Consider the following 21,140-nt stretch of genomic DNA (forward strand, 5'->3'; position numbering starts at 1 on the left):
GCGGGCCCGCTGGCCCGGCTTGCTGTGGCAATGCGCGCCGCTGCGCTGATTGCCCGGTGAGCGCCATCGGCGCCCGAGGTGGCAGGCCGGCGCCTGCCGCAGTGCCACGCGCTGCGCCGCTGCCTGCGCCGGCACCCGGGAGCTGCCGCCTGTCTACATCTTTTCCGGAGCGCTGACGCCGAGCAGTTCCAGGCCATTGGCCAGCACCTGTTGGGTGGCGACCGCCAGGGTGAGCTTGGCGTCGCGCTCGGCGGCATCGTCCACCAGCACCTTGCTGTTGTGATACCACGTGTGGAAGGCGTGCGCCAATTCACGCAGGTATTGCGCGATCTGGTACGGCTCCAGCGCCTGGCCGGCGATTTCCACCACTTCCGGGTAACGCGACAGCTCCAGCATCACCGCCAGCGAGTGTTCGTCGTCCAGGCATGCGAGCTCGGCCAGGCCGTGGGCCTGGTCATACTTGTAGCCCTTTTCCTGCGCCTGGCGCAGCACGCTGCACACCCGCGCATGCGCGTACTGCACGTAGAACACCGGGTTGTCGTTGCTTTGCGCGCGCGCCAGGTCGATATCGAAGGTCAGCTGCGAATCGGGCTTGCGCGCAATCAGGAACCAGCGCACCGCATCGGCGCTGGTTTCTTCGATCAGGTCGCGCAGGGTGACGTAGCTGCCGGCGCGCTTGGACAGCTTCACTTCCTCGCCGCCGCGCATCACCGTGACCATCTGGTGCAGCACGTATTCCGGCCAGCCCTGCGGGATGCCCAGTTCCATCGCCTGCAGGCCGGCGCGCACGCGCGTCAGCGAGCCGTGGTGGTCGGCGCCCAGTTCGGTGATGGCGCGCTCGTAGCCGCGTTGCCACTTGGTCAGGTGATAGGCCACGTCCGGCACGAAGTAGGTGTAGGTGCCGTCGGACTTGCGCATGACGCGGTCCTTGTCGTCGCCGAAGTCGGTGGACTTCAGCCACAGCGCGCCGCCTTCTTCGTAGGTATGGCCGGAGGCGATCAGCTTCTGCACCGCTTCTTCGACCTTGCCATCCTTGTACAGCGAGCTTTCCAGGAAGTAGATGTCGAAATCGACCCGGAACGCGGCCAGGTCGTGGTTTTGCTCATTACGCAGGTACGCCACCGCGAAGCGACGGATCGATTCGAGATCGGCTGGATCCTTGGTGCCGGTGACCAGATGGCCTTCCAGGTCGACAGTGTCGCCGGCCAGGTAGGCACTGGCCACATCGGCAATGTAGTCGCCGCGGTAGCCGTTTTCCGGCCAGCCGTCGCTGTCGGGGGTGAGCCCCTGCGCGCGTGCCTGGACCGACAGCGCCAGGTTCTCGATCTGCACGCCGGCATCGTTGTAGTAGAACTCGCGCTTGACGTTCCAGCCGTTGGCGTCGAGCACGCGCGCCAGGCTGTCGCCGATCGCCGCGGCGCGGCCGTGGCCGACATGCAGCGGGCCGGTCGGGTTGGCCGAGACGTATTCCACGCCCACCGAACGGCCGTTGCCGGCCAGCCCGCGGCCGTAGTCGTGGCCTTGCTTGATCACATGCGCCACTTCGCGCTGATACGCGGTGGGGGCCAGATGGAAATTGATGAAGCCCGGACCGGCGATATCCACCTTGGCTACGTCGTCGCTGGCCGGCAGCGCGGCAACCAGCGCCTGCGCCAGTGCGCGCGGATTGCTGCGCGCAGCCTTGGCCAGCAGCATCGCGGCATTGGTGGCGAAGTCGCCGTGCTCGCGGGTCTTGGGTCGCTCGACCACAAAATCCGGCGGCAGGGTGTCGGCGGGCAGGGTGCCATTGGCGCGCAAGGCTTCAATGCCTTGGCCGATCAGTGCGCGGAGTAGGGCTTTCACGTGGGATCTGCTTGGAACCAAACCAGCGATTTTACCCGACCGCGCGGCGCAGGGTCCGACCGATGGTTCAGGTCAGCGCACCACTGCTCATTCCAGCCAGCCGCGCTCGGCGAACGACACCGGTCGACCATCGCCGATGACGAAATGGTCCAGCAGGCGGATATCCACCAGCTCCAGGCTGTCCAGCAGCCGCTTGGTGACCGCGCGGTCGGCCTCGGAGGGCTCCGGATTACCCGACGGGTGGTTGTGCCCGACGATCACCGCCGCGGCGTTGTGCAGCAGCGCCCGCCGGACCACTTCGCGCGGGTGGATGTCGGCCCCGTCGATGGTGCCGGTGAACAGTTCCTCGAAGGCGATGGCGCGGTGGCGGTTGTCCAGGAACAGCGCGGCGAACACTTCATAGGCCCGCGCGCGCAGCCGCTGCGAGAAATAGCGGCCCACGCTGGGCGGGTCGCTGAGCGCCTCGCCGCGCTCCAGCGCGCTCATCAGGTGCCGCTGGGCCAGCTCCATCGCGGCGGCAAGCTTGCAGGCCGAGGCCGGGCCCAGCCCGGGCAGGCGCGCCAGCGTCTTGGCCGGGCGGTCCAGCAACAGACGCAGCGGGCCGTGCCGGTGCAGCAGATCGCGCGCGGTCTGCACCGCATCCTGGCCGCGCAGGCCGGAGCCGACGAAGATCGCCAGCAGCTCGGCATCGGACAAGGCAGTGGCCCCGCGCGCCAGAAGTTTCTCGCGCGGGCGTTCGTGGGTGGGCCAGTCGTGTATGTGCATATGGCGAGATTGCCGGTGCTCATCGCCGACGCCCATCAGGCCAAGCAGAGGCATCGGCTAATCTAGTTGTCCTTGTAACCGTAGGACGACCCCGACGTGATCGGCTCCACTCAGGCCCGCCCCCTGGACGGACAGCGTTTGCTGCTGTGCGTCGGCGGAGGCATCGCCGCTTACAAATCGCTCGAACTGGTCCGTCGCCTGCGCGACGCCGGTGCGCAGGTGCAGGTCGCCATGACCGGCGGTGCGCAACAATTCGTCACCCCGCTGAGCTTCCAGGCATTGTCCGGGCAGCCCACCCGCACCACGCTGTGGGACAGCGCCGCCGAGCAGGCGATGGGCCACATCGAACTGGCGCGCTGGGCCGACCGGGTGATCGTTGCCCCGGCGACCGCCGATCTGCTGGCGCGTCTGGCGCATGGTTTGGCCGACGATCTGGTCACCACGCTGTGCCTGGCCACGACCGCGCCGCTGACCGTGGCGCCGGCCATGAACCACCGCATGTGGCTGCATCCGGCCACCCAGGCCAACATCGCCACCCTGCGCGCGCGGGGGGTGGCGGTGGTGGGCCCTGACGACGGCCCGCTGGCGGAGGGCGAATCCGGCCCCGGCCGGCTGGCCGAACCGGCCGCGATCCTTGCGGCGCTGGCCGGCGGCGCGGCGGTCGCCAGCGCAGCCCCGGAGGGCGCCAAGAGCGTCGCCGCGCCCGTGTTCATCCCCAGCAGTGCCCAGCTGGAAGGCCTGCGCATCGTGATCAGCGCCGGCCCCACCTTCGAGGACCTGGACCCGGTGCGCTACGTCGGCAACCGCAGCAGCGGCAAGATGGGCTACGCCCTGGCCGCCGCCGCTGCCAGGCAGGGTGCCGATGTGGTGCTGGTCAGCGGGCCGGTGCACCAGACCACCCCGGAGGGCGTGCAGCGCATCGACGTGCGCTCGGCCGCGCAGATGCGCGACGCAGTGCTGGGTGCATTCCCGGCCGACATCTACATCGGCGCTGCCGCCGTGGCCGACTACACCCCCAAGCGGGTGGTGTCGCAGAAGATCAAGAAGACTGGCGAAACGTTGACCCTGGAGCTGGTACGCACCCCGGACATCCTGTCCGAGGTCGCCGCGCAGACCGGGGCGCTGAAACTGGTGGTCGGTTTTGCTGCCGAAACGCACGATGTGGAGCATTACGCCCGTGGCAAGCTGGCGGCCAAGCGGCTGGACCTGATCATCGCCAACCAGGTGGGGATCGAAGGCGGCGGATTCGAAAGCGACAACAACGCAGCTACGGCCTATTGGCAGGGCGGCGAGCGTGTGTTCCCCAGCAGCAGCAAGACCGAGTTGGCAGACCAACTGCTGGCCCTGATCGCGGAGAGATTGCAGGCATGAGCCCCCCAACCCAGTCCTTGCAGGTGAAGTTGCTCGACCCGCGCTTCGGCGATCTATGGCCGCTGCCGGCCTACGCCACCGAATCCAGCGCCGGCATGGACCTGCGCGCCGCGCTGGAGGCGCCGATGACGCTGCAGCCGGGCGATGCGGCGCTGATCCCCAGCGGTATCGCGATCCATCTGGCCGACCCGCAGCTGTGCGCGGTGATCCTGCCGCGCTCGGGGTTGGGCCATCGCCACGGCATCGTGCTCGGCAACGGCACCGGTTTGATCGATGCCGATTACCAGGGGCCGCTGCTGATCAGCACCTGGAATCGCGGCCGAGAGGCCTTCACCATCGAGCCGGGCGACCGCATCGCGCAGCTGGTGATCCTGCCGATCGTGCGTATGGGCTTGCAAGTGGTGGATACTTTCGTCGACAGCGCGCGGGGAGCGGGTGGATTCGGCCACACCGGCGTGCGCTGACAGGGGAAATTACATGAGCAAGGCGAACGAGCGCAGGCAGGGGATGTCCAGCGTGCGTACGAGTGGTCCGGTGTTGGGAGGCATATTGCTGCTGCTGGCTGCCTGGTTCGGCTGGAACAGTTATGCGCAATGGCGCCAGGACGCGGTGGCGCAAGGGCTGGAGCAGGCGCGCGACCGCGCGGTGCAGGACGTGGGCCAGGCCATGGCCACCCAGGCCAGCCAGCTCGACGCGGTGCTCAAGCAGCCGCCGGTCATCGCTGCGTTGGCCGGTGGCGACGCGCTGGCGGCCGCATCGGCCATCCGCGAGCGCTTCAAGGGCGCCGAGGATGTGCAGGTGCTGCCTGGCGACCTTGCCGCGGCCTATGCCAACCCCAAGGATTTCGGTTACGCGCGTCTGAGCCTGCTCGAATCGGCGCAGGTGGCCGACCGGGCGCAGGTCCGGGTGGTACGCGAGGCCAAACAAGTCCGCCTGGGCGTGGCTGCCGCGGTGCGCCTTGGCGGGCAGCCGGCGGTGGCGTATGCACGGTTGCCGTTACTGCGCCTGACCGGCCCGCTGGATGCAATCGCGGCACCGGACAGCGCCTACCTGGCCGTGCGCCAGGGCAGCTACAACGTGGCCCAGCAGGGCGATATGGCACTGGCCGATGCGGCCGAAACGCTGGCCAGGCCGCTTGGGACCAGCGGCTTGCGCGTGGCTGCGGCGGTGCCGCAAGGCGACAGCGGCCCACTGGGCCTGGGCGCCGTCGGTTGCGCCATCGTGGCGGCATTGCTGCTGATCATTGCGGTACTGCTGGTGCTGGCCAGCCGGGGTCAGGTGGCCTTGCCACGGCGCCGGGTTGCCGACCAATCCGGCGCCGATGAACCCACCTTCAGTCAGAGCCTGCAGCACGACGCCAGCGTTGCCAGCGAGGCACGCGCGCTGGACGCCGAGGCACCGCCGGCACCGCCAGCGCTGGTGCCGGCGGTGCAGGTCGCCACCGAGATGTTCCGTGCCTACGACATCCGCGGCGTGGTCGGTAAGGACCTCAACCCCGGCGTTGCCGCCTTGGTGGGCCAGGCCATCGGCAGCGTGATGCAGGCGCAGGGACTGCGCGATGTGGTGGTCGGTCGCGACGGCCGGCTGTCCGGGCCGGAGCTGAGCAACGGCCTGATCGAAGGCCTGCGCCGCGCCGGCTGCAACGTCACCGACATCGGCCTGGCACCGACGCCGGTGGTGTACTTCGGCGCCTACGAGCTGCGTGCCGGCAGCTGCGTGGCGGTCACCGGCAGCCACAATCCGCCGGACTACAACGGTTTCAAGATCGTGATCGGCGGCGAGACCTTGTCCGGCGCCGCCATCGCCGAACTGCACCAGCGCATCAACGAAGGTCGCCTGCATACCGCCGCCACGCCTGGCGAACTGGAACAGCGCGACATCAGCGATGCCTACATCCAGCGTATCGCCGATGACGTCCAGCTCGATCGCCCGATCAAGGTGGTGGTGGACGCCGGCAACGGCGTGGCCGGTGAGATCGCACCGCGCCTGCTGGAAGCGATCGGCGCCGAAGTGGTGCCGTTGTACTGCGACATCGATGGCACCTTCCCCAACCATCACCCTGATCCGAGCGAGCCGCACAACCTCAACGATCTGGTGAAGATGGTGCAGCGTTTCGATGCGGATATCGGCGTGGCGTTCGATGGCGATGCCGATCGCCTGGGCGTGGTGACCAAGGAAGGCGCGATGGTGTTCCCCGACCGCCTGCTGATGCTGTTCGCCCGACGTCCCCCCGCTCTGAGTAGCGGCCGGGTTTAGAGTCCGGAGTTGATGATATCGGTGTTGGCCAGCTGTTGGGCATACGCAGATGGCGTCATGCCGCCAATGGCCTTCTTGGGTCGCTCCTCGTTGTATTCGCGTCGCCAGCGTTCGATCTCGGTACGCGCATGCAGCAGGGTTGGGAACCAGTGCTCGTTGAGGCATTCGTCGCGCAGCCGGCCATTGAACGATTCGACGTAGGCGTTCTGGTTTGGCTTGCCAGGCTGGATCAGCCGTAACTGCACGCCACGCGCATGTGCCCAGGCCACCATCGCTTTGCCGCAAAACTCCTTGCCGTTATCTGTGCGGATCACCTGTGGCAAGCCGCGACTGTGCGCCAGCCGATCCAGCACGCGTGTCACGCCATGGCCCGAGATTGCGCGCTCCACCTCGATGGCGATCGCTTCGTGGGTTGCATCGTCCACGATCACCAGACACTTGATCACTCGGCCTTCGGCGCTGCGGTCGAACACGAAATCCATCGACCACACCTGATTGGCCTGCGATGGCCGCAGCAGCGGCTGACGCTCTCCTATCAGCACCTTTTTGCGCTTGCGGCGCCGGACCTGCAGCTGCTGCTCGCGGTACAACCGCTCCACACGCTTGTAGTTCACGATGCGTCCTTCCTGTCGTAATTTGAGATAGATCATCCCCACACCATAACGGCGATGGCGATGCGCCAACGCACAGATGCGTTCGCGCAGTTCGACGTTGCGATCTTCGCTCGGGCAATATCGCAGCGCACTGGCGCTCATGCCGATCACTGCCAACGCACGACGCTCGCTGGCACCACGCCCGATCCACTCGCGCACCAGCATGCGACGCGCCGGTGCGCTCACCACTTTTTTCGCAGTGCATCCTTGATCAGGTCGTTCTCGAACAGCTGCTCGGCCAGCAACTTCTTCAGCCGCGCGTTCTCGGACTCAAGGTCCTTGAGCCGCTTGGCATCGGGCACGCTCATCCCGCCGAACTTGCTGCGCCACAGATAATAGGAAGCCTCGCTGAAGCCATGCCGCCGGCACAGGTCCTTGATCGCCACACCGGCATCAGCTTCGCGCAGGAAGCCGATGATCTGTTCTTCAGAAAAACGCTTCTTCACGTCCAATCTCCTCGAGTTAGGGAATTGGACTCCAAACTGAGGTGCTACTCAAAATCGGGGGGGCGTCGCGCCGCCGATGTCCTGCAGCGCAACCCTGGCGCATTGGTCATCTACGACGTGAAGTGCACCGGCAAGCTGTCCGACTACGTGTTGCGCAACGGCGGTAGTCCGCTGATGTGGAAGACCGGGCATTCGCTGATCAAATCCAAGATGCGCGAGACCGATGCCGAACTGGCCGGCGAGATGAGCGGCCACTTCTTCTTCAAGGAGCGCTGGTACGGCTTTGACGACGGCATCTACGCCGCCGCACGCCTGCTGGAAATCCTGGCCCAGCGCGAGGAAACCCCTTCCGACGTGCTGGACGCCCTGCCCGAGAGCGTCTCCACGCCGGAGATCAAGGTGCCGGTGGAAGGCGATGCGCATGCGCTGGTGGCGCGCTTTGTCGCGCGTGCGCAGACCGGCGAAGAATCGCCGTTCGAATCGGCGCGGCTGTCGACCATCGACGGGCTGCGCGCGGACTTCATCGACGGCTGGGGGCTGGTACGCGCCTCCAATACAACGCCGATCCTGGTGCTGCGGTTCGAAGCCGACAGCGAGGCCGCATTGCAGCGGATTCGCACGCTGTTCCGCAACGAACTGCAGACGTTGTTGCCGGAGCATCCATTGGCGTTTTGATCGCCGGATGCGCGGACCGTCCGCTGCGTTGCCTGGGCAGGGGCAGCGCAGCTGGGCCGGCGGGCGACGCGGCGGGCCGTTATCCGGCTCGCTTCGGTGTACGCGATCAACCGTGTGTTGCGCCTGTTCCGGTTGGCTCGGCACGATCGCAGTGCGTGGTGATCGACGCGGCGTCGTGACCGTCCGTCAATAGCCAGACTGCGTCCCAGTACGGATACTCGCCCACCTGCTCGGCCAGGCCCGCCCGCAGGGGCAATGCGACCAGCGTGCGCGCGAACTGTCGATGATCGCTTTGCTGCGGGAGCGCCGAGACCTGCATCTGCGGCTGCCACACCGTTCCACCACGCCCGCGTGCGCGATTGACTGCATCGGCGGTCCTCAGTCGCGCCGTCGCGGCCAATTGCAGCAACATCGCCTTGCTCGGTGCCTGCAGCAACCCGCACCACGCCTCAGGCAACAGCACCCAGCACAGCAACTGCGCACCTTGCCAATGGCGTGGCAGCGCCAGGCTGGCCGCCGCGGCGCGAGCGCAGCGCCAATCGGCGAATAGCGGCACGTGCTGATGCGTGGGCAGCCGCAGATGCCAATACGCGGCTTCAAGCGTCGGCGTGGACAGGAGGCGATGACGGAGCGCAGTGGACATGGTTACAGGTTGCCCGCGGCGCGAGAGCGGCAACATCGGCGGGCAGTCCATCACCGCGTCGGCCGCGCGCGCAATGGCGTGTCCGAAAAGCGGGCATCGGCGCTCAGCGCTATCGCCACGCCTCCGGCAAGCTGCGCTGCATGGGGTGGATGCCGCAGGTGGCGTCAAGGCGCGTAGGCGCACATCAATCACGCTGCATCGCAGCCCAAAACCTGGTCAGTGAGATGCAGTGCAGCCGTATCGCTTGCGTACGCTGAGGCATCGCCAACCACGATGGATCACCGAACATCGGATGCAGCAACGCGCTTTGCAGCGCACCGGGATCATCTCGATCCGCCGCGGATCACCGAGAGCGTTAGATCACCAGCAACCATCCGGACCAGGCAATGCGAATCCCGAATCCCCGCCTCAATGACCGGCCCGGTCGCGTTTCCACCCGCGATGCTTCACATCCAGATACAGGCTGTAAAACGCGGTAAACGCCGGGAACAGGTTCTGCAGCACACCGACCGAATCCTGCTTGGCCGAAAACACGAAATAGCTCAGCGTCATCAAGCTGCCGACCACGCTCATGTACCAGAACAGGCGCGGAATCACCGGTTTGCCGGCGCGCTTGGAGGCAACGAACTGCACCAGCCAGCGGCCACCGAACATCAGCGCACCGACATAGCCGATCAGCTTCCACCCGGTCACATGGATGCCGGTCCAGTACAGCCAGGTCAGTTGTTGGTCGAGCAAGGACGGGTCCATCAGCGTTCCTGCACCACGGTGCGCTTGCTGCGGGTGATCAGCCAGGCCACGCCGCGCAGGTCGCGGATGCCGACCAGGGCGCGATTGAGATTGTTGTACTTGGACACGCCGGCGGTGCGGTGGCGGTGGTTGACCGGCACGCTCACCGTGCGCCAGCCGGCGCGCTGCATCAACGCCGGCAAATAGCGATGCATGTGGTCGAAGTACGGCAGGTCCAGGAACGCCTCGCGCTCGAACAACTTGATGCCGCAGCCGGTATCGGGCGTGTTGTCGCGCAGCATGCGCGAGCGGATCGCATTGGCCCATTTGCTGGCCCAGCGCTTGGAGCCGGAATCCTGGCGGTTGACCCGCCAGCCGGCGAACAGCTTCACCTGCGGCTCGGCCTGGCTGCGCGCGATGAGCAGCTTGGGGATGTCGGCCGGGTCGTTCTGGCCGTCGCCATCGAGCGTGGCGATCCAGCTGGCGCGCGCGGCCTTCACCCCGCTGCGCACCGCCGTGCTCTGGCCGCTCTGGGTCACATGATGCAGCACGCGCAGTTCCGGCGTGGTGCTCTTCAGGTCTTGCAGCACCGCGAGCGTGTCGTCGCGCGAATGGTCGTCGACATACACGATTTCGAAGGCCACCACGCCGCGCAGGGCGCGGACGATTTCGCCCACCAGCGTGGCGACGTTATCGCGCTCGTTGAATACCGGGACGACGACGGACAGCTGAGGTTGGCTCATGGATGCGGGGTAGCCGGATGAAGGCTGAGCGAAAAAGATCGGGCATTGTGCCCTGACTCTCTGAGTCAGGCATGAAGCATGCACGCGTTATGCGCATTGGACCGGTTGGAAGCAGCCTGTAGCGTACGGTGGGGAGGTGGCAAGGCTGCGAAGGCGTGGGCCAGCGGGCCGATCACGCGTCCTCTTCCGGTGCATCAGCTGGCACACATCGCCATGCATTGCGTGGCTGCCATGCGGTCGTACGCCCGGGCGGCTGCTGGAAGGTAGGCCCTGCATCTGGCTCGCATGGCAGCCTCGGCGCTCCGCGCTCCGTGCGCCCATCGACGCCTTCGCACCTCCCCCCGTAAATCCCGCCAAGCGCTAGGTGCGCTCGCCGAAATACTGCCGGCACCACTCCACGACCTGCGGCAAACCACGCTCAACCGGGGTCGCCGGATCGAACCCGAAGGCCGCCTGCGCACGCTGCGTATCGGCCATGGTGCGGATCATGTCGCCCGGCTGCATCGGCCGGTAGACCTTTTCGGCTGCGCGGCCGGCGGCCTGCGCAATCACGTCGATGAAGGTCTCCAGCTCCACCGGCGTGTGGTTGCCCAGGTTGAACACCCGGTGCGGCACCGGCGCGGTGCTGGGCGTGTCCAGCGCGCCCAGCACACCGGCCACGATATCGTCGACGAAAGTGAAATCGCGCTGCATCTTGCCGTGGTTGAACACCTCGATCGGCCGCCCCGCCAGCACCGCACGGCTGAAGATCAGCGGCGCCATGTCCGGCCGGCCCCACGGCCCGTACACCGTGAAAAAGCGCAGTCCGGTCGCGCGCAGGCCATACAGCTGCGCATAGGTGTAGCCCATCAATTCGTTGGCGGCCTTGGTTGCCGCATACAACGAACGCGGTTGGTCCACGCGCTGGTCTTCGGAAAACGGCGGGGTGGCCGAATCGCCGTAGACCGAACTGCTCGAGGCATACACCAGGTGCTGCACGCCGCGGTGCCGGCACAGCTCGAGCATGTTGACGAAGCCAACGAGGTTGCTGTCCACGTAGGCGTGGGGGTTTTCCAGCGAATACCGCACGCCCGCCTGCGCAGCCAGATGCACCACGCGGGTCGGCTGGATCTCATCGAACAATGCGGCCAGGCCCTCGCGATCGGTCAGGTCCAGCGTGCGGATATCGATGCCGGGGCACAGCGCCGCCACCCGGTCATGCTTGAGCTGCGGGTCGTAGTAGCTGTTGTAGTTGTCCAGCCCCACCACCGTCTCGCCGCGGGCTGCCAGCGCGCGGCAGGTGTAGGCACCGATGAAACCGGCAGCGCCGGTGACGAGAATGGTCATGGCTGTGATCCTGGGAAATGCGGAAACAAAAGGCTGGCGCTCCGGATGCGCATGCGCGGCGCATTGCAGGCGCCGCTGCGAGCGGGTTCGGCATCTCTATGCTGCCAACGCGCCTGCCGTGCGCGGCGTGCCAGGCGCGATCTGCCGCGGTCGCCGCGCATGCGGCGCTCGAAATCAAGGCTGCAGCGCGCCACGCGTCTTCGTTCACCGCAGCGCGAGCGGCGCTTCGCTGGCAAGCTTGGCCTTGCGCTCGGCGCTGAACTTCCACCACGGCTGCGCCGCCTCGCCGTCCATGAAGCGCACGATCGACAGGAACACATCGATCACGCAGGGGTCGTGCAGCACGCCGGTGCGCAGGCACAGCTGTGCGTGCATGTCGTAGGCATCGCGACCGCGCAGCTGCGCAGGCACGCGGATGCCGATCAGGCGCAGGTCCTTTTCGCAGGCCGGCCCGACGTTGGGCAGGTCGGTCAGCTGCAGCAGATGCTGGCGGTCCACCTTGGCGGGATTCATGGCCGACGAGGATCCTGTTGGATGTGCAAGCGATCAGCTGCGCTGCATGCGCAGGCGTTCGAGCACGCCGTCCAGCGTGTCCAGATCAGTGTAATGGATCACCAGCTTGCCCTTGCCGCCGCGGCCATGATTGAACACCACCTTGGTGCCCAGCGACTCGGACAGTTCGGTTTCCAGCGAGGCGATATCGGCCTGTGGGGCCACCGGCGCCGGCTTGCCCTTGCGCAGCGAGCCGGGCACCTTGCCGGCGGCAAACTGCTGCGCGCGGTGTTCGACCTCGCGCACCGACCAGCCCTGGTCGGCTGCTTCCTGGGCCAGCTTGCTGGCCAGCTCCGGCGCCAGGGTGAGCAGCGCGCGCGCGTGGCCCATTTCCAGCCGGCGGGTTTCCAGCAACACGCGAATGGCCACCGGCAATTCCAGCAACCGCAGCAGATTGGAGACCGACGCACGCGAGCGTCCCACCGCGCCGGCGGCCTCGGCATGGGTCAGCGAAAATTCGTCGATCAGCCGCTGCAACGCCTGCGCTTCTTCCAGCGGGTTGAGGTCTTCGCGCTGGATGTTTTCGATCAGCGCCATCGCGATGACGGTGCGGTCGTCCAACTCGCGCACCACCACCGGCACTTCGGTCAGCCCAGCCAGCTGCGAAGCGCGCCAGCGGCGTTCGCCGGCCACGATCTCGAACTGCCCCGGCATCAGCTCGCGCGCCACGATGGGCTGGATCACGCCTTGCGCCTTGATCGACTCGGCCAGCTCGGCCAGCTTGACCTCGTCCATCTCCCGGCGCGGCTGATACTTGCCCGGCTGCAGCTGGGTCACCACCAAGGTGCGCAGGGTATCGCCGGGCTGCAAGGCCTGTTCGTCGGCACCGGCCGGTGCGGCGGCGGCCGCGCCCTTGGGCCCCAGCAGCGCTTCCAGACCACGGCCCAGGCCACGCTTCTTTGCCAGCGGCGGCTTGCTCATCAGACGGTCTCCACGGGCCGGACGGCCTTGTTGCGGTCGTTCTGGCGGCGCACGATCTCACCGGCCAGGCCCAGGTAGGCCACCCCGCCACGTGAGGTGCGGTCGTAACCGACGATGCTCTGGCCATGGCTGGGCGCCTCGGCCAGGCGCACGTTGCGCGGCACGATGGTGCGAAACACCTTGTCGCCGAAATGCTCGGTCAGCTCGGCCGATACCGCATTGGCCAGGTTGTTGCGGATGTCGAACATGGTGCGCAGCACGCCTTCGATTTCCAGCGTCGGGTTGAGGTTGGCGCGCAACGCTTCGATGGTTTCCAGCAGCGCGGTCAGCCCTTCCAGCGCGTAGTACTCGCACTGCATCGGCACGATGATCGAATCGGCCGCGGTCAGCGCATTGAGCGTGAGCAGCGACAATGCCGGCGGGCAATCGATCAGGATGAAGTCGTACTCGTCGCGGATCGGCGCCAGGGCGCGCTTGAGCCGCTGTTCGCGTTCGCCCTGGTCCATCAGCTGGATCTCGGCAGCGGTCAGGTCGATGTTGCCTGGCAGCAGGTCGAAGCCTTCCGGCGCGGTCACCCGGATCTGCGCGGCGGTGTTTTCGCCCAGCAACAGGTCGCAGGTGGAGGCGGCCACATCGCGCTTGTCGATGCCGCTGCCCATGGTGGCGTTGCCCTGCGAGTCCAGATCCACCAGCAACACACGCTTGGGCGCGCGCGCCAGGCCGGCCGCCAGATTGACCGCGGTCGTGGTCTTGCCGACGCCGCCTTTCTGGTTGGCAATGGCGATGATCCGGGCCATGCGGGAGAGCCTCGTGGGCAAAGAGTAAGACCGGCCATTATGCGGGCAGGGCGTCGGATCGGGAAATGCCGCCCGCGGCGGTGCGCCGCACGGCCGGAATGACGCAGGCGCCGGTCAGCCGGCGGGCGGGGTGCCGGCGGGTGGCTCCTTCATGGCCCGGTAGCGCTGCAGGATGTCGGCGATCTCGCCATCCAGCGCCACCCGTTGCTGCTCGAAGCTGATCTGCAGACGCAACTGCGCCATCAGATCGCGATGGCGCTGCTGGATGTCGCCGGCCAGCTTGTCAGCCACTGCCTGGCCGGCCAGCTCGCGGTCGCCGGCGCTGCGCAGCAGGCTGGCCAACCCCTCGCGCAGGCTGGTCACGTTGAAGCGCGCGGTATGGATGTTGTTGTCCACGATGGCGATGCGCTCCTTGAACACCCGGCGCAGGTCGTCCTCGCTCTGATAGGACATCAGCATCGCCTGGTCGGTGCGCTGGCGCATCTGCTCGGCGGCCAGATCGGCCTGGCGTTGCTGCTCGCTGGCCGCAGCGGCAGCGCGCTCATCGCTGCTCATGGCGCGCTGCACCTCGGCGCTGCGCATCCCGCTCTTGACGTTGAATTCGTCGCGCGCCTGGTTCACCGCCTCCGGGGGCAGCGTATCGCTGCACACGCGGGCGCCGTTCTGGTTCCAGCAATACAGCTTCTTGCCGGCCGGCTTGTCTTGCGCGCCGGCTGGCGCCGCCATGATCAAGGTCGCAGCGACAGCCGCCGCAACGGCGAACAATGCCGAACGTGTGTGTATTGGCATCATCGCAGCCCCCTGTCGCCTGCCGTCAGCCTGTGGTGTCGGTCCCGTAGCGGCCACGATAGGCCAGCAGCGGTTCCTGGAAGCCCACAAGGTCGGCGTTTCCTGCCGCAAAAGCAAGCAGGTCGCCCAGGTTGGCCACCGCGATCACCGGGATGCCGGCCTCGGCCGCCACCGCCTGGGCGGCGGAACGGCGGTCCTGATCGGACGCGATCTCCTGCCGGTCCAGCGCCACCACGATCCCCGACGGCATGCCGCCGGCGGCACGGATGATGGCCAGCGCCTCGCGGATCGCGGTGCCGGCGGTGATCACGTCATCGACGATCAATACCTTACGGCCGGCCAGCGGCGCGCCGATCAGGGTGCCGCCTTCGCCATGGTCCTTGGCTTCCTTGCGGTTGAACGCCAGCGGCAGGTCGCGTCCGCGCCCCGCGTAGGCGCAGGCCAGCGCGGTTGCCAACGGAATGCCCTTGTAGGCCGGCCCGAACAACAGGTCGAAGTCCAGCCCGGCCGCATCGATCGCATCGGCATAGCACTGCGCCAACTGCGCGGTCTTGGCTCCCGAATCGAAGCGCCCGGCATTGAAGAAGTACGGGCTGAGCCGCCCGGACTTGAGCGTGAACTCGCCAAAGCGCAGGGCATCGGCGTCCAGGGCCAGCTGCAGGAAACGGGTGCGGTGGTCGGTCATGTGACGAGATTGGGGAGTAGGGATTCGGGATTGGAAAGCATAGCCGGTCGCGCCTTGCGGCATCCGCTGATGCGGTACGCTTTCACGAATCTCCAATCCCCATTCCCGAATCCCGGCTCTTCATCCATGCGCATCATCAGTTTCAACGCCAACGGCCTGCGCTCGGCCGCCAGCAAGGGTTTCTTCGCGTGGTTCGCCGCCCAGGACGCCGACGTGCTGTGCGTGCAGGAAACCAAGGCCCAGGAGCATCAGCTGGCCGGGCCAGACTTCCTGCCCACCGGCTACAAGGCCTGGTTTCGCGACGCCAGCACCAAGAAGGGCTATAGCGGCGTGGCGATCTACAGCCGGCACGAGCCCGACGAGGTGCGCACCGCGCTGGGCTGGCCGGAGTTCGACGAAGAGGGGCGCTATATCGAAGCGCGCTTCGGCAACCTCAGCGTGGTGTCCTTCTACATCCCCTCCGGTTCCTCGGGCGAGTTGCGCCAGGACTACAAGTTCCAGGTGATGCAATGGCTACGGCCGATCCTGGAGCAGTGGCTGGCCAGTGGCCGCCAGTACGTGCTGTGCGGCGACTGGAACATCGTGCGCACGGCGCTGGACATCAAGAACTGGAAATCCAACCAGAAGAACTCCGGCTGCCTGCCGCCCGAGCGCGATTGGCTCAACGGCCTGTGCGCCGACGCGCCAGAAGACGCCAACCCCGCCGAAGGCCGCGGCTGGGTCGACAGCTACCGCGTACTGCATCCGCAGGGCCAGGACTACACCTGGTGGAGCAACCGTGGCGCGGCGCGCGCCAACAATGTCGGTTGGCGCATCGACTACCAACTGGTCACCCCCGGCCTGCGCGACACCTTGAAGGCCTGCTCGATCTACCGCGAAGAGCGCTTCTCCGACCACGCGCCGTACATCGTGGATTACGCGCAGTGAGGCAGGCCAAGGCTATGGTTTCGGTCATAGCGCGCCGGCATGTTGCAGAACGGGGCCAAGACTTCGCCGGCAACATCGCCATCCGGCGGCAGCTCGGCCACTGCAGCACGCGCGGCGGCTCTCATTGGCCCTTACGCAGTCGGCCGATGCCTTTCGCAACCTTCTGCTTCGGCACGGGAGTGCGTCGTTACGGTCCTGCACAGACCGCTCAAGACAGGACGCGTGACGCCATGACGGCCCTCCGCGGCGGGCTGCATGCAGCGGTGCCGTGGGCCGCGCCGGCCACGACCACTGGCGTTCGTGCTCGCCGGAGTGACGCATGACCACGTCTGCACCGGGCTATAAGGGCTGGCGTGGTATCCAGCGCGCCTTCGCCACGCCATCGGCGGCGACCATGGCACTGCTGGGCTTCGGCAGCGGCTTGCCGTTCCTGCTGATCGCCTCGCAGACCTTGTCGACCCGCTTGCGCGATGTGGGGCTGGACCTGGGCAGCATCGGCTTGATCAGCCTGGCCAGCTTCTTCTATCTGCTCAAGTTCCTGTGGGCGCCGCTGATCGACCGCTATGCGTTTCCGCTCACCGCGTTTCTGGGGCGCCGTCGCTCCTGGCTGCTGGTGGCGCAGATCGGCGTCACCATCGGCCTGTTCGCGCTGGCATTTTCGCGCCCGGACCTGAGCGTTACGGGATTGGTGGGCTGGGTGTTGTTCGCCTCGTTCTGGGGCGCGACCCAGGACTCGGTGGTGGATGCCTACCGCATCGAAATCGCTCCGGATGCCGCGCAGGCCGCGTTGGCGGCGACCTACACGCTGGGCTACCGCATCGGCCTGATCCTGGGCGGTGCCGGTGCGTTGTACATGGCCCAGTACCTCGGCTGGACGTGGGCGTACGTCGGCATGGCCGCACTGATGCTGGTGCCGATCGTCACCACCTTGCTATGCCGCGAGCCCGACCGGCCCGAGGCGACGGTCGTGCGCCGCGTGGACGTCGCCGGTGCGTTCTGGCAACCGATTTCCAGCTTCTTTTCCAGCAATGGGCTGGCGCTGGGCATCGTGCTGCTGCTGTTCGTGGGCCTGTACAAGTTTCCCGACCAGGTGATCGGCGTCATGGCCGGTCCGTTCTATCTGGATTCGGGCTTCACCAAGGCCGATATCGCCACCGTCTCCAAGCTGTTCGGCGTCTGGATGGGCATTGTCGGCGCCTTCGCTGGCGGCGCGGCAATTGCCGCGTTCGGGTTCCGGCGCATGTTGCTGGTGGCCGCGCTGGGGGTGGCCTTGTCCAACCTGGCGTTCCTGCTGATGGCGCACAACCCCGGCAAGCTGTGGGCGTTCTATGCCGCGCTCAGTGCCGATAATCTCTTCCAGGGGTTCGCCGCCACGGTGCTGGTGGCTTTCATGTCCTCGCTGACCGACCGCAACTTCACCGCAACCCAGTATGCGTTGCTGGTCTCGCTGGCCAACCTGCCGGGCAAGTTTGCCGGTGGCGTGTCCGGGTTCGTCGTCCAGGCGACCTCCTACAGCACCTTCTTCATCCTCAGCGCCCTGACCGTCATTCCCACGTTAATGCTGCTGGCCTGGCTATGGCCGCGGCTATTGGCGCACGACAGGCGGCCGGATTGAAACGTCCGCCAAGGTTGCCGATGATGCGCGCGGAGCAGCGCATTGCACGAGGCAGGGCATGACCGATCTGGTATTGCGTGACATCGACCCGGTGCTGGTGGACCGTATTCGCCGCATTTCCGTCGCACGGGGCTGGACCCAGCACCAGACCGTCATGCATCTGCTCGAACAAGGCCTGTTCGCCAGCGAATACGAAGTCACCGGCGGCCTGCAGCACCCGGAGGTCGATGCCCTGGCCGAGGCGATTGCCGCGCTCAAGGCGCTGCCGGCGGGAAATAATCCCTAGCGCTGCCGCAGCTTCATCCCGGCCAGCACAGGCCAACGGGCTCACGCCGGATAGATCGCCCCCAACAGCCGAGGTCCGGCCGCCCCGGTCACCGCGGGCAGGTTGGCCGCGCGTCCGGCCAGCAGCTCGGCCGCCAGCCAGGCAAAGCCCATCGCCTCCAGGTAATCCGGGTCCAGTCCGTATCGCGCGCTGGATTCCACCACCATGCCCGGCAGCCGCGCCGCCAGTCGCGCCAACAGCACCGGGTTGCGCACGCCGCCGCCGCAGACCAGGACCCGTCGCGTGGTTGGCTGCAGCCGCAACAAGGCATCGGCCACGCTGGCAGCGGTGAGTTCGAGCAAGGTCGCCTGCACATCGGCAGCATCCAACCGCGCGCTGCCCATCGCCTGCACGGCCCAGTCCAGATGGAATTGCTCGCGGCCGGTACTCTTGGGCGGCGGCAACGCAAACCACGGATCGGCCAACAGCGCCTGCAGCAAAACCGCATCCACGCGCCCACTGGCGGCAAACGCACCCTCGGCATCGAACGGCGTGCCGTGATGGCGTTGGCACCAGCTGTCCAGCAACGCGTTGGCCGGGCCGGTATCGAATCCCAGCACCGCGCCATCGCGCGGAATCAAGGTCAGGTTGCCGATGCCGCCCAGATTGAGCACCGCGCGGTCTTCGTCGCCTGCACCCAGCATGGCCAGATGGAAGGCCGGCATCAGTGGCGCGCCCTGGCCACCGGCGGCCACATCGCGGCGGCGGAAATCGGCCACCGTGGTAATACCGGTGTGCTCTGCAATCCGGCTGGCATCGCCAATCTGCCAGGTGAACGCCGGGTTGGCGTTGGGCCGGTGGCGGATGGTCTGCCCATGCGAGCCGATCGCACGAATCTGCCGGCGCTCCACGCCGCTGTCGCCGATCAATCGATTGGCCGCCGCCGCGAATGCCAGCCCCACCTGCGCGTCCACCTGGCCCAGCGCATCGATGGCCACCGTCTCGGCGCCCTGGCCGAGCGCCACCAAGGTCTCGCGCAGTTGCGGCTCCCACGCCACCGTCGTCCCGGCCACCAATTCGCAGCGGCGGTGGGTGGCGTCGGCAAAGCGCACCAGCGCGGCATCGATGCCATCGGCGCTGGTTCCCGACATCAGGCCCAGATACAAGGGGGAGTCAACGTGTTCGAAGACAGACATGCCGAAGCCAGAAAGACACGGCCGGCCAGCTTGTGCAGCCGGGCCGGGTCCGTCAACCGGTCTTACCCCGGTGGCAGCCGTGCAGCGGGCGCGTCATCGTCGGGCCACGCGCGCCAATCGCTGCCGCGACAATGACCCATGCCTCGAGATTCCCCACCCATCTCCGGAATCGTCAAGGTCTGCAGTCGCCTCAGAAGCTGTCACTCGACAGCCAAGACCAGGTGCCGCATGGGGACATCGCAGCGTTCAACACCTGCAGTGCGCCGCAACCCGTAGCTGCACGGCAACTACCAGGCGACACGGCTGGAGGCAGCGCCGAACCTGCCCGCCACCACCTGCGCAGCCGCAACGCAGCTGAGGCAGTGACCAGCCGCAGGCCTTAACTGCGCGACTTGCCCTTGGCCGGCTTGCCGGCGTCGGCGTAGATCAGCTTCTCCATGCCCTCGATACGGGCCATGGCCGGCGCCGTCTGCGCGCGGAACGCCGCCAGTTCGGCGCCCTGCAGCGGCTCCGGCGGCGGCATCGTCACCGACATCGGGTTGCGCTGCTGCCCGCCCACGCGGAATTCGTAATGCAGATGCGGGCCGGTCGCCAGGCCGGTCATGCCGACATAGCCGATCACCGTGCCCTGGTTGATGCGTTGCCCGGCCTTGATCTTGCCAAAGCGCGACATGTGCCCGTACAGCGTGCTGTAGTTCTTGCCGTGATCCAGGATCACCACGTTGCCGTAACCGCGCTGGGTCCCGACAAACACCACCCGTGCATCGCCGGCTGCCATGATCGGCGTGCCCGAGGCGGCCGCATAGTCCACACCCTTGTGCATGCGCATGGTGCCCAGCACCGGATGCTTGCGCGCACCGAAGGTGGAGCTGATCCGGCTATAGGCCACCGGCATGCGGATGAAGCTCTTCTTGAGCGGGCGGCCAGTGATGTCGAAGTACTCGGCCGGTTTGCCGGCGCGCTCGAAGCGAAATCCCGTATAGGTCTTGCCGCCAGTGGTGAACGTCGCCGCCAGGATGTCGCCGGTGCTGATCCGCTCGCCTTCGCGCCAGGTCTCATCCATGACCACGCTGAACCGGTCGCCGGGCTGCAGATCCTTGTCGAAGTCGATGTCGTACTTGAAGATCTCGTCGGTCATGATCGCCACCGCCGCCGGCGACAGTCCGGATTTGCCGGCCGAGGCATACAACGAACTGCTGATCTCCCCGCTGGCCACTACCGTGCGCGTGGTCGTCGCCCGCTCGGTCACGTTCTCGCGCACGGCGTCGCCCAGCAGGCGCAGTTCCACCCGATGACTGTCGTCGCGATCGAAGCGCAGTGCGCGCAGCTGCCCCGGCGTCGGCATGTCGAAGGCGATCTCGGTACCCGGACGCAGCTTGGTCAGCGCCTCCTTGGTCCCCGGGTGCGCCAATACCTGGTACATCACCGTGGTCGGGATTCCCAGCTCGCCGAACAAGGTACTCAGGGTCTGGCCCGGCTTGACCTGCAGAATTTCCCAATCGGTGCTCGGTGCCAGCTGCTTGCGGCTGGGAACCAGCGGCGGCAACGGCAATGCCAGCGTGGAATGGCTGGAAAGCGGTGCGTCGATGGCGTTGGAAAAACCCGGCACGATCGTGGCGACCAGCGCACCGATGGTGGCGAACAGGCTGGCGTGAATCCAGTGACGGCGGGTCCAGCGGTCATTGAATGCCGCCGGCAGATGCGCCTTGAGCTTGCGATGCAGTGCAGTGTCGTGGAGGACGTGGAGGCGTTCGTGAAAGCGCCGCTTGCGTGCACGGCCCTGCTCTGAGTTCTGCATCGTTCAAATTCCTCGCTGGCTCGAAGTGCGAGCCCAATCGCCGGTACCATAGACAGCCTGTAACAGCGCGTCAAACCATTGAGCCTGTTCATTATTTTCACTTGGCGCGGAATTAACCCGCGTTTAACATCATTCACGTTTTTGAC

19 protein-coding genes and 2 pseudogenes are annotated in these 21,140 nt (G+C 66.8%); 7 read left to right on the plus strand and 14 right to left on the minus strand.

All coding sequences use genetic code 11. From position 1 onward, the window contains the following. Window positions 1-153 precede the first annotated feature (153 nt). Both argS and radC read right to left on the minus strand, forming a co-directional pair. The gene (gene argS / locus AC1POX_RS02675) at window positions 154-1,842 is read right to left on the minus strand and encodes an arginine--tRNA ligase (protein ID WP_008576503.1); all 1,689 of its coding nucleotides are present in this window, start codon (window positions 1,840-1,842) and stop codon (window positions 154-156) included. An 87-nt stretch (window positions 1,843-1,929) separates the two neighbouring features. Further along, window positions 1,930-2,607 carry a RadC family protein gene (radC, locus tag AC1POX_RS02680; protein WP_011348857.1) on the minus strand — a complete coding sequence of 226 codons (678 nt, stop codon included), beginning with the start codon at window positions 2,605-2,607 and terminating at the stop codon, window positions 1,930-1,932. Between the two features lie 96 nt (window positions 2,608-2,703). Here radC and coaBC point away from each other — a divergent pair, with 96 nt between their 5' ends. The 3 genes and pseudogenes from coaBC to AC1POX_RS02695 form a co-directional block, all read left to right on the plus strand. Next, window positions 2,704-3,978: a bifunctional phosphopantothenoylcysteine decarboxylase/phosphopantothenate--cysteine ligase CoaBC gene (gene coaBC / locus AC1POX_RS02685; RefSeq protein WP_029820818.1), complete on the plus strand. Its 1,275-nt coding sequence runs from the start codon at window positions 2,704-2,706 to the stop codon at window positions 3,976-3,978. After that, window positions 3,975-4,442, plus strand: coding sequence for a dUTP diphosphatase (gene dut, locus AC1POX_RS02690; protein WP_007964142.1), 468 nt, complete (start codon window positions 3,975-3,977; stop codon window positions 4,440-4,442). The genes coaBC and dut overlap by 4 nt, the downstream gene beginning before the upstream one ends. A gap of 13 nt (window positions 4,443-4,455) precedes the next feature. Continuing rightward, a pseudogene (locus AC1POX_RS02695) lies at window positions 4,456-6,216 on the plus strand (phosphomannomutase/phosphoglucomutase); the annotation flags it as partial. Between the two features lie 14 nt (window positions 6,217-6,230). Here AC1POX_RS02695 and AC1POX_RS02700 read toward each other — a convergent pair. Beyond that, a protein-coding gene (locus AC1POX_RS02700) for an IS3 family transposase (protein ID WP_372356259.1) occupies window positions 6,231-7,333 on the minus strand; the annotation gives its coding sequence in 2 pieces (ribosomal slippage) (window positions 6,231-7,075 and window positions 7,075-7,333; 1,104 coding nt in all). Between the two features lie 69 nt (window positions 7,334-7,402). Between AC1POX_RS02700 and AC1POX_RS02705 the strand changes: the two are divergent. Beyond that, window positions 7,403-8,008 (plus strand): annotated as a pseudogene (locus AC1POX_RS02705) (phosphohexomutase domain-containing protein); the annotation flags it as partial. Between the two features lie 106 nt (window positions 8,009-8,114). Here the strand turns inward: AC1POX_RS02705 and AC1POX_RS02710 are convergent. The 9 genes from AC1POX_RS02710 to pyrE all read right to left on the minus strand — a co-directional run bounded on the left by AC1POX_RS02710 (window position 8,115) and on the right by pyrE (window position 15,193). Beyond that, window positions 8,115-8,687 carry a hypothetical protein gene (locus AC1POX_RS02710; RefSeq protein WP_127165606.1) on the minus strand — a complete coding sequence of 191 codons (573 nt, stop codon included), beginning with the start codon at window positions 8,685-8,687 and terminating at the stop codon, window positions 8,115-8,117. A 372-nt stretch (window positions 8,688-9,059) separates the two neighbouring features. Beyond that, the gene (locus AC1POX_RS02715; RefSeq protein ID WP_008571195.1) at window positions 9,060-9,401 is read right to left on the minus strand and encodes a lipid-A-disaccharide synthase N-terminal domain-containing protein; all 342 of its coding nucleotides are present in this window, start codon (window positions 9,399-9,401) and stop codon (window positions 9,060-9,062) included. Next, window positions 9,401-10,123, minus strand: coding sequence for a glycosyltransferase family 2 protein (locus AC1POX_RS02720; protein ID WP_008571194.1), 723 nt, complete (start codon window positions 10,121-10,123; stop codon window positions 9,401-9,403). The genes AC1POX_RS02715 and AC1POX_RS02720 overlap by 1 nt, the downstream gene beginning before the upstream one ends. A 360-nt stretch (window positions 10,124-10,483) precedes the next feature. Continuing rightward, window positions 10,484-11,449: an SDR family NAD(P)-dependent oxidoreductase gene (locus AC1POX_RS02725; protein ID WP_008571193.1), complete on the minus strand. Its 966-nt coding sequence runs from the start codon at window positions 11,447-11,449 to the stop codon at window positions 10,484-10,486. Window positions 11,450-11,653: 204 nt separating this feature from the next. Further along, window positions 11,654-11,962 carry a helix-hairpin-helix domain-containing protein gene (locus tag AC1POX_RS02730; protein ID WP_008571192.1) on the minus strand — a complete coding sequence of 103 codons (309 nt, stop codon included), beginning with the start codon at window positions 11,960-11,962 and terminating at the stop codon, window positions 11,654-11,656. Window positions 11,963-11,995: 33 nt separating this feature from the next. Then, window positions 11,996-12,922, minus strand: a complete 927-nt coding sequence (locus AC1POX_RS02735) for a ParB/RepB/Spo0J family partition protein (protein ID WP_122272235.1) — start codon at window positions 12,920-12,922, stop codon at window positions 11,996-11,998. Next, window positions 12,922-13,719, minus strand: a complete 798-nt coding sequence (locus AC1POX_RS02740; protein ID WP_029820813.1) for a ParA family protein — start codon at window positions 13,717-13,719, stop codon at window positions 12,922-12,924. Before AC1POX_RS02740 ends, AC1POX_RS02735 begins: the two co-directional genes overlap by 1 nt. 114 nt (window positions 13,720-13,833) lie before the next feature. Next, window positions 13,834-14,484, minus strand: a complete 651-nt coding sequence (locus AC1POX_RS02745) for a hypothetical protein (RefSeq protein WP_039417898.1) — start codon at window positions 14,482-14,484, stop codon at window positions 13,834-13,836. Between the two features lie 49 nt (window positions 14,485-14,533). Beyond that, window positions 14,534-15,193 (minus strand): orotate phosphoribosyltransferase, encoded by a 660-nt coding sequence (gene pyrE, locus AC1POX_RS02750; RefSeq protein ID WP_011348851.1) that lies wholly within the window; start codon window positions 15,191-15,193, stop codon window positions 14,534-14,536. Between the two features lie 126 nt (window positions 15,194-15,319). Here pyrE and AC1POX_RS02755 point away from each other — a divergent pair, with 126 nt between their 5' ends. The 3 genes from AC1POX_RS02755 to AC1POX_RS02765 all read left to right on the plus strand — a co-directional run bounded on the left by AC1POX_RS02755 (window position 15,320) and on the right by AC1POX_RS02765 (window position 18,021). Continuing rightward, window positions 15,320-16,120 (plus strand): exodeoxyribonuclease III, encoded by an 801-nt coding sequence (locus AC1POX_RS02755; RefSeq protein ID WP_014091280.1) that lies wholly within the window; start codon window positions 15,320-15,322, stop codon window positions 16,118-16,120. Between the two features lie 319 nt (window positions 16,121-16,439). Beyond that, on the plus strand, window positions 16,440-17,735 hold the full coding sequence (locus AC1POX_RS02760; protein ID WP_011348849.1) for an AmpG family muropeptide MFS transporter: 1,296 nt from the start codon (window positions 16,440-16,442) through the stop codon (window positions 17,733-17,735). Window positions 17,736-17,793: 58 nt separating this feature from the next. Next, window positions 17,794-18,021 carry a hypothetical protein gene (locus tag AC1POX_RS02765; protein ID WP_003489057.1) on the plus strand — a complete coding sequence of 76 codons (228 nt, stop codon included), beginning with the start codon at window positions 17,794-17,796 and terminating at the stop codon, window positions 18,019-18,021. Window positions 18,022-18,062: 41 nt separating this feature from the next. Here AC1POX_RS02765 and AC1POX_RS02770 read toward each other — a convergent pair whose 3' ends face one another. Both AC1POX_RS02770 and AC1POX_RS02775 read right to left on the minus strand, forming a co-directional pair. Next, complete coding sequence (locus AC1POX_RS02770) at window positions 18,063-19,196, minus strand: anhydro-N-acetylmuramic acid kinase (RefSeq protein ID WP_011348848.1); 1,134 nt, start codon at window positions 19,194-19,196, stop codon at window positions 18,063-18,065. Window positions 19,197-19,575: 379 nt separating this feature from the next. Next, window positions 19,576-20,994, minus strand: coding sequence for a M23 family metallopeptidase (locus tag AC1POX_RS02775; protein WP_008571183.1), 1,419 nt, complete (start codon window positions 20,992-20,994; stop codon window positions 19,576-19,578). Between the last annotated feature and the right edge of the window lie 146 nt (window positions 20,995-21,140).

The organism is Xanthomonas sp. NCPPB 3442 (assembly GCF_056725145.1).

Bases quoted from the DNA above. Each gene is read 5' to 3' on its own strand.
- radC (WP_011348857.1), bottom strand. From the start codon at position 2,607: ATGCACATACACGACTGGCCCACCCACGAACGCCCGCGCGAGAAACTT.
- dut (WP_007964142.1), top strand. From the start codon at position 3,975: ATGAGCCCCCCAACCCAGTCCTTGCAGGTGAAGTTGCTCGACCCGCGC.
- AC1POX_RS02710 (WP_127165606.1), bottom strand. From the start codon at position 8,687: ATGTTGCCGCTCTCGCGCCGCGGGCAACCTGTAACCATGTCCACTGCG.
- AC1POX_RS02715 (WP_008571195.1), bottom strand. From the start codon at position 9,401: ATGGACCCGTCCTTGCTCGACCAACAACTGACCTGGCTGTACTGGACC.
- AC1POX_RS02720 (WP_008571194.1), bottom strand. From the start codon at position 10,123: ATGAGCCAACCTCAGCTGTCCGTCGTCGTCCCGGTATTCAACGAGCGC.
- AC1POX_RS02725 (WP_008571193.1), bottom strand. From the start codon at position 11,449: ATGACCATTCTCGTCACCGGCGCTGCCGGTTTCATCGGTGCCTACACC.
- AC1POX_RS02730 (WP_008571192.1), bottom strand. From the start codon at position 11,962: ATGAATCCCGCCAAGGTGGACCGCCAGCATCTGCTGCAGCTGACCGAC.
- AC1POX_RS02735 (WP_122272235.1), bottom strand. From the start codon at position 12,922: ATGAGCAAGCCGCCGCTGGCAAAGAAGCGTGGCCTGGGCCGTGGTCTG.
- AC1POX_RS02740 (WP_029820813.1), bottom strand. From the start codon at position 13,719: ATGGCCCGGATCATCGCCATTGCCAACCAGAAAGGCGGCGTCGGCAAG.
- pyrE (WP_011348851.1), bottom strand. From the start codon at position 15,193: ATGACCGACCACCGCACCCGTTTCCTGCAGCTGGCCCTGGACGCCGAT.
- AC1POX_RS02755 (WP_014091280.1), top strand. From the start codon at position 15,320: ATGCGCATCATCAGTTTCAACGCCAACGGCCTGCGCTCGGCCGCCAGC.
- AC1POX_RS02760 (WP_011348849.1), top strand. From the start codon at position 16,440: ATGACCACGTCTGCACCGGGCTATAAGGGCTGGCGTGGTATCCAGCGC.
- AC1POX_RS02765 (WP_003489057.1), top strand. From the start codon at position 17,794: ATGACCGATCTGGTATTGCGTGACATCGACCCGGTGCTGGTGGACCGT.
- AC1POX_RS02770 (WP_011348848.1), bottom strand. From the start codon at position 19,196: ATGTCTGTCTTCGAACACGTTGACTCCCCCTTGTATCTGGGCCTGATG.
- AC1POX_RS02775 (WP_008571183.1), bottom strand. From the start codon at position 20,994: ATGCAGAACTCAGAGCAGGGCCGTGCACGCAAGCGGCGCTTTCACGAA.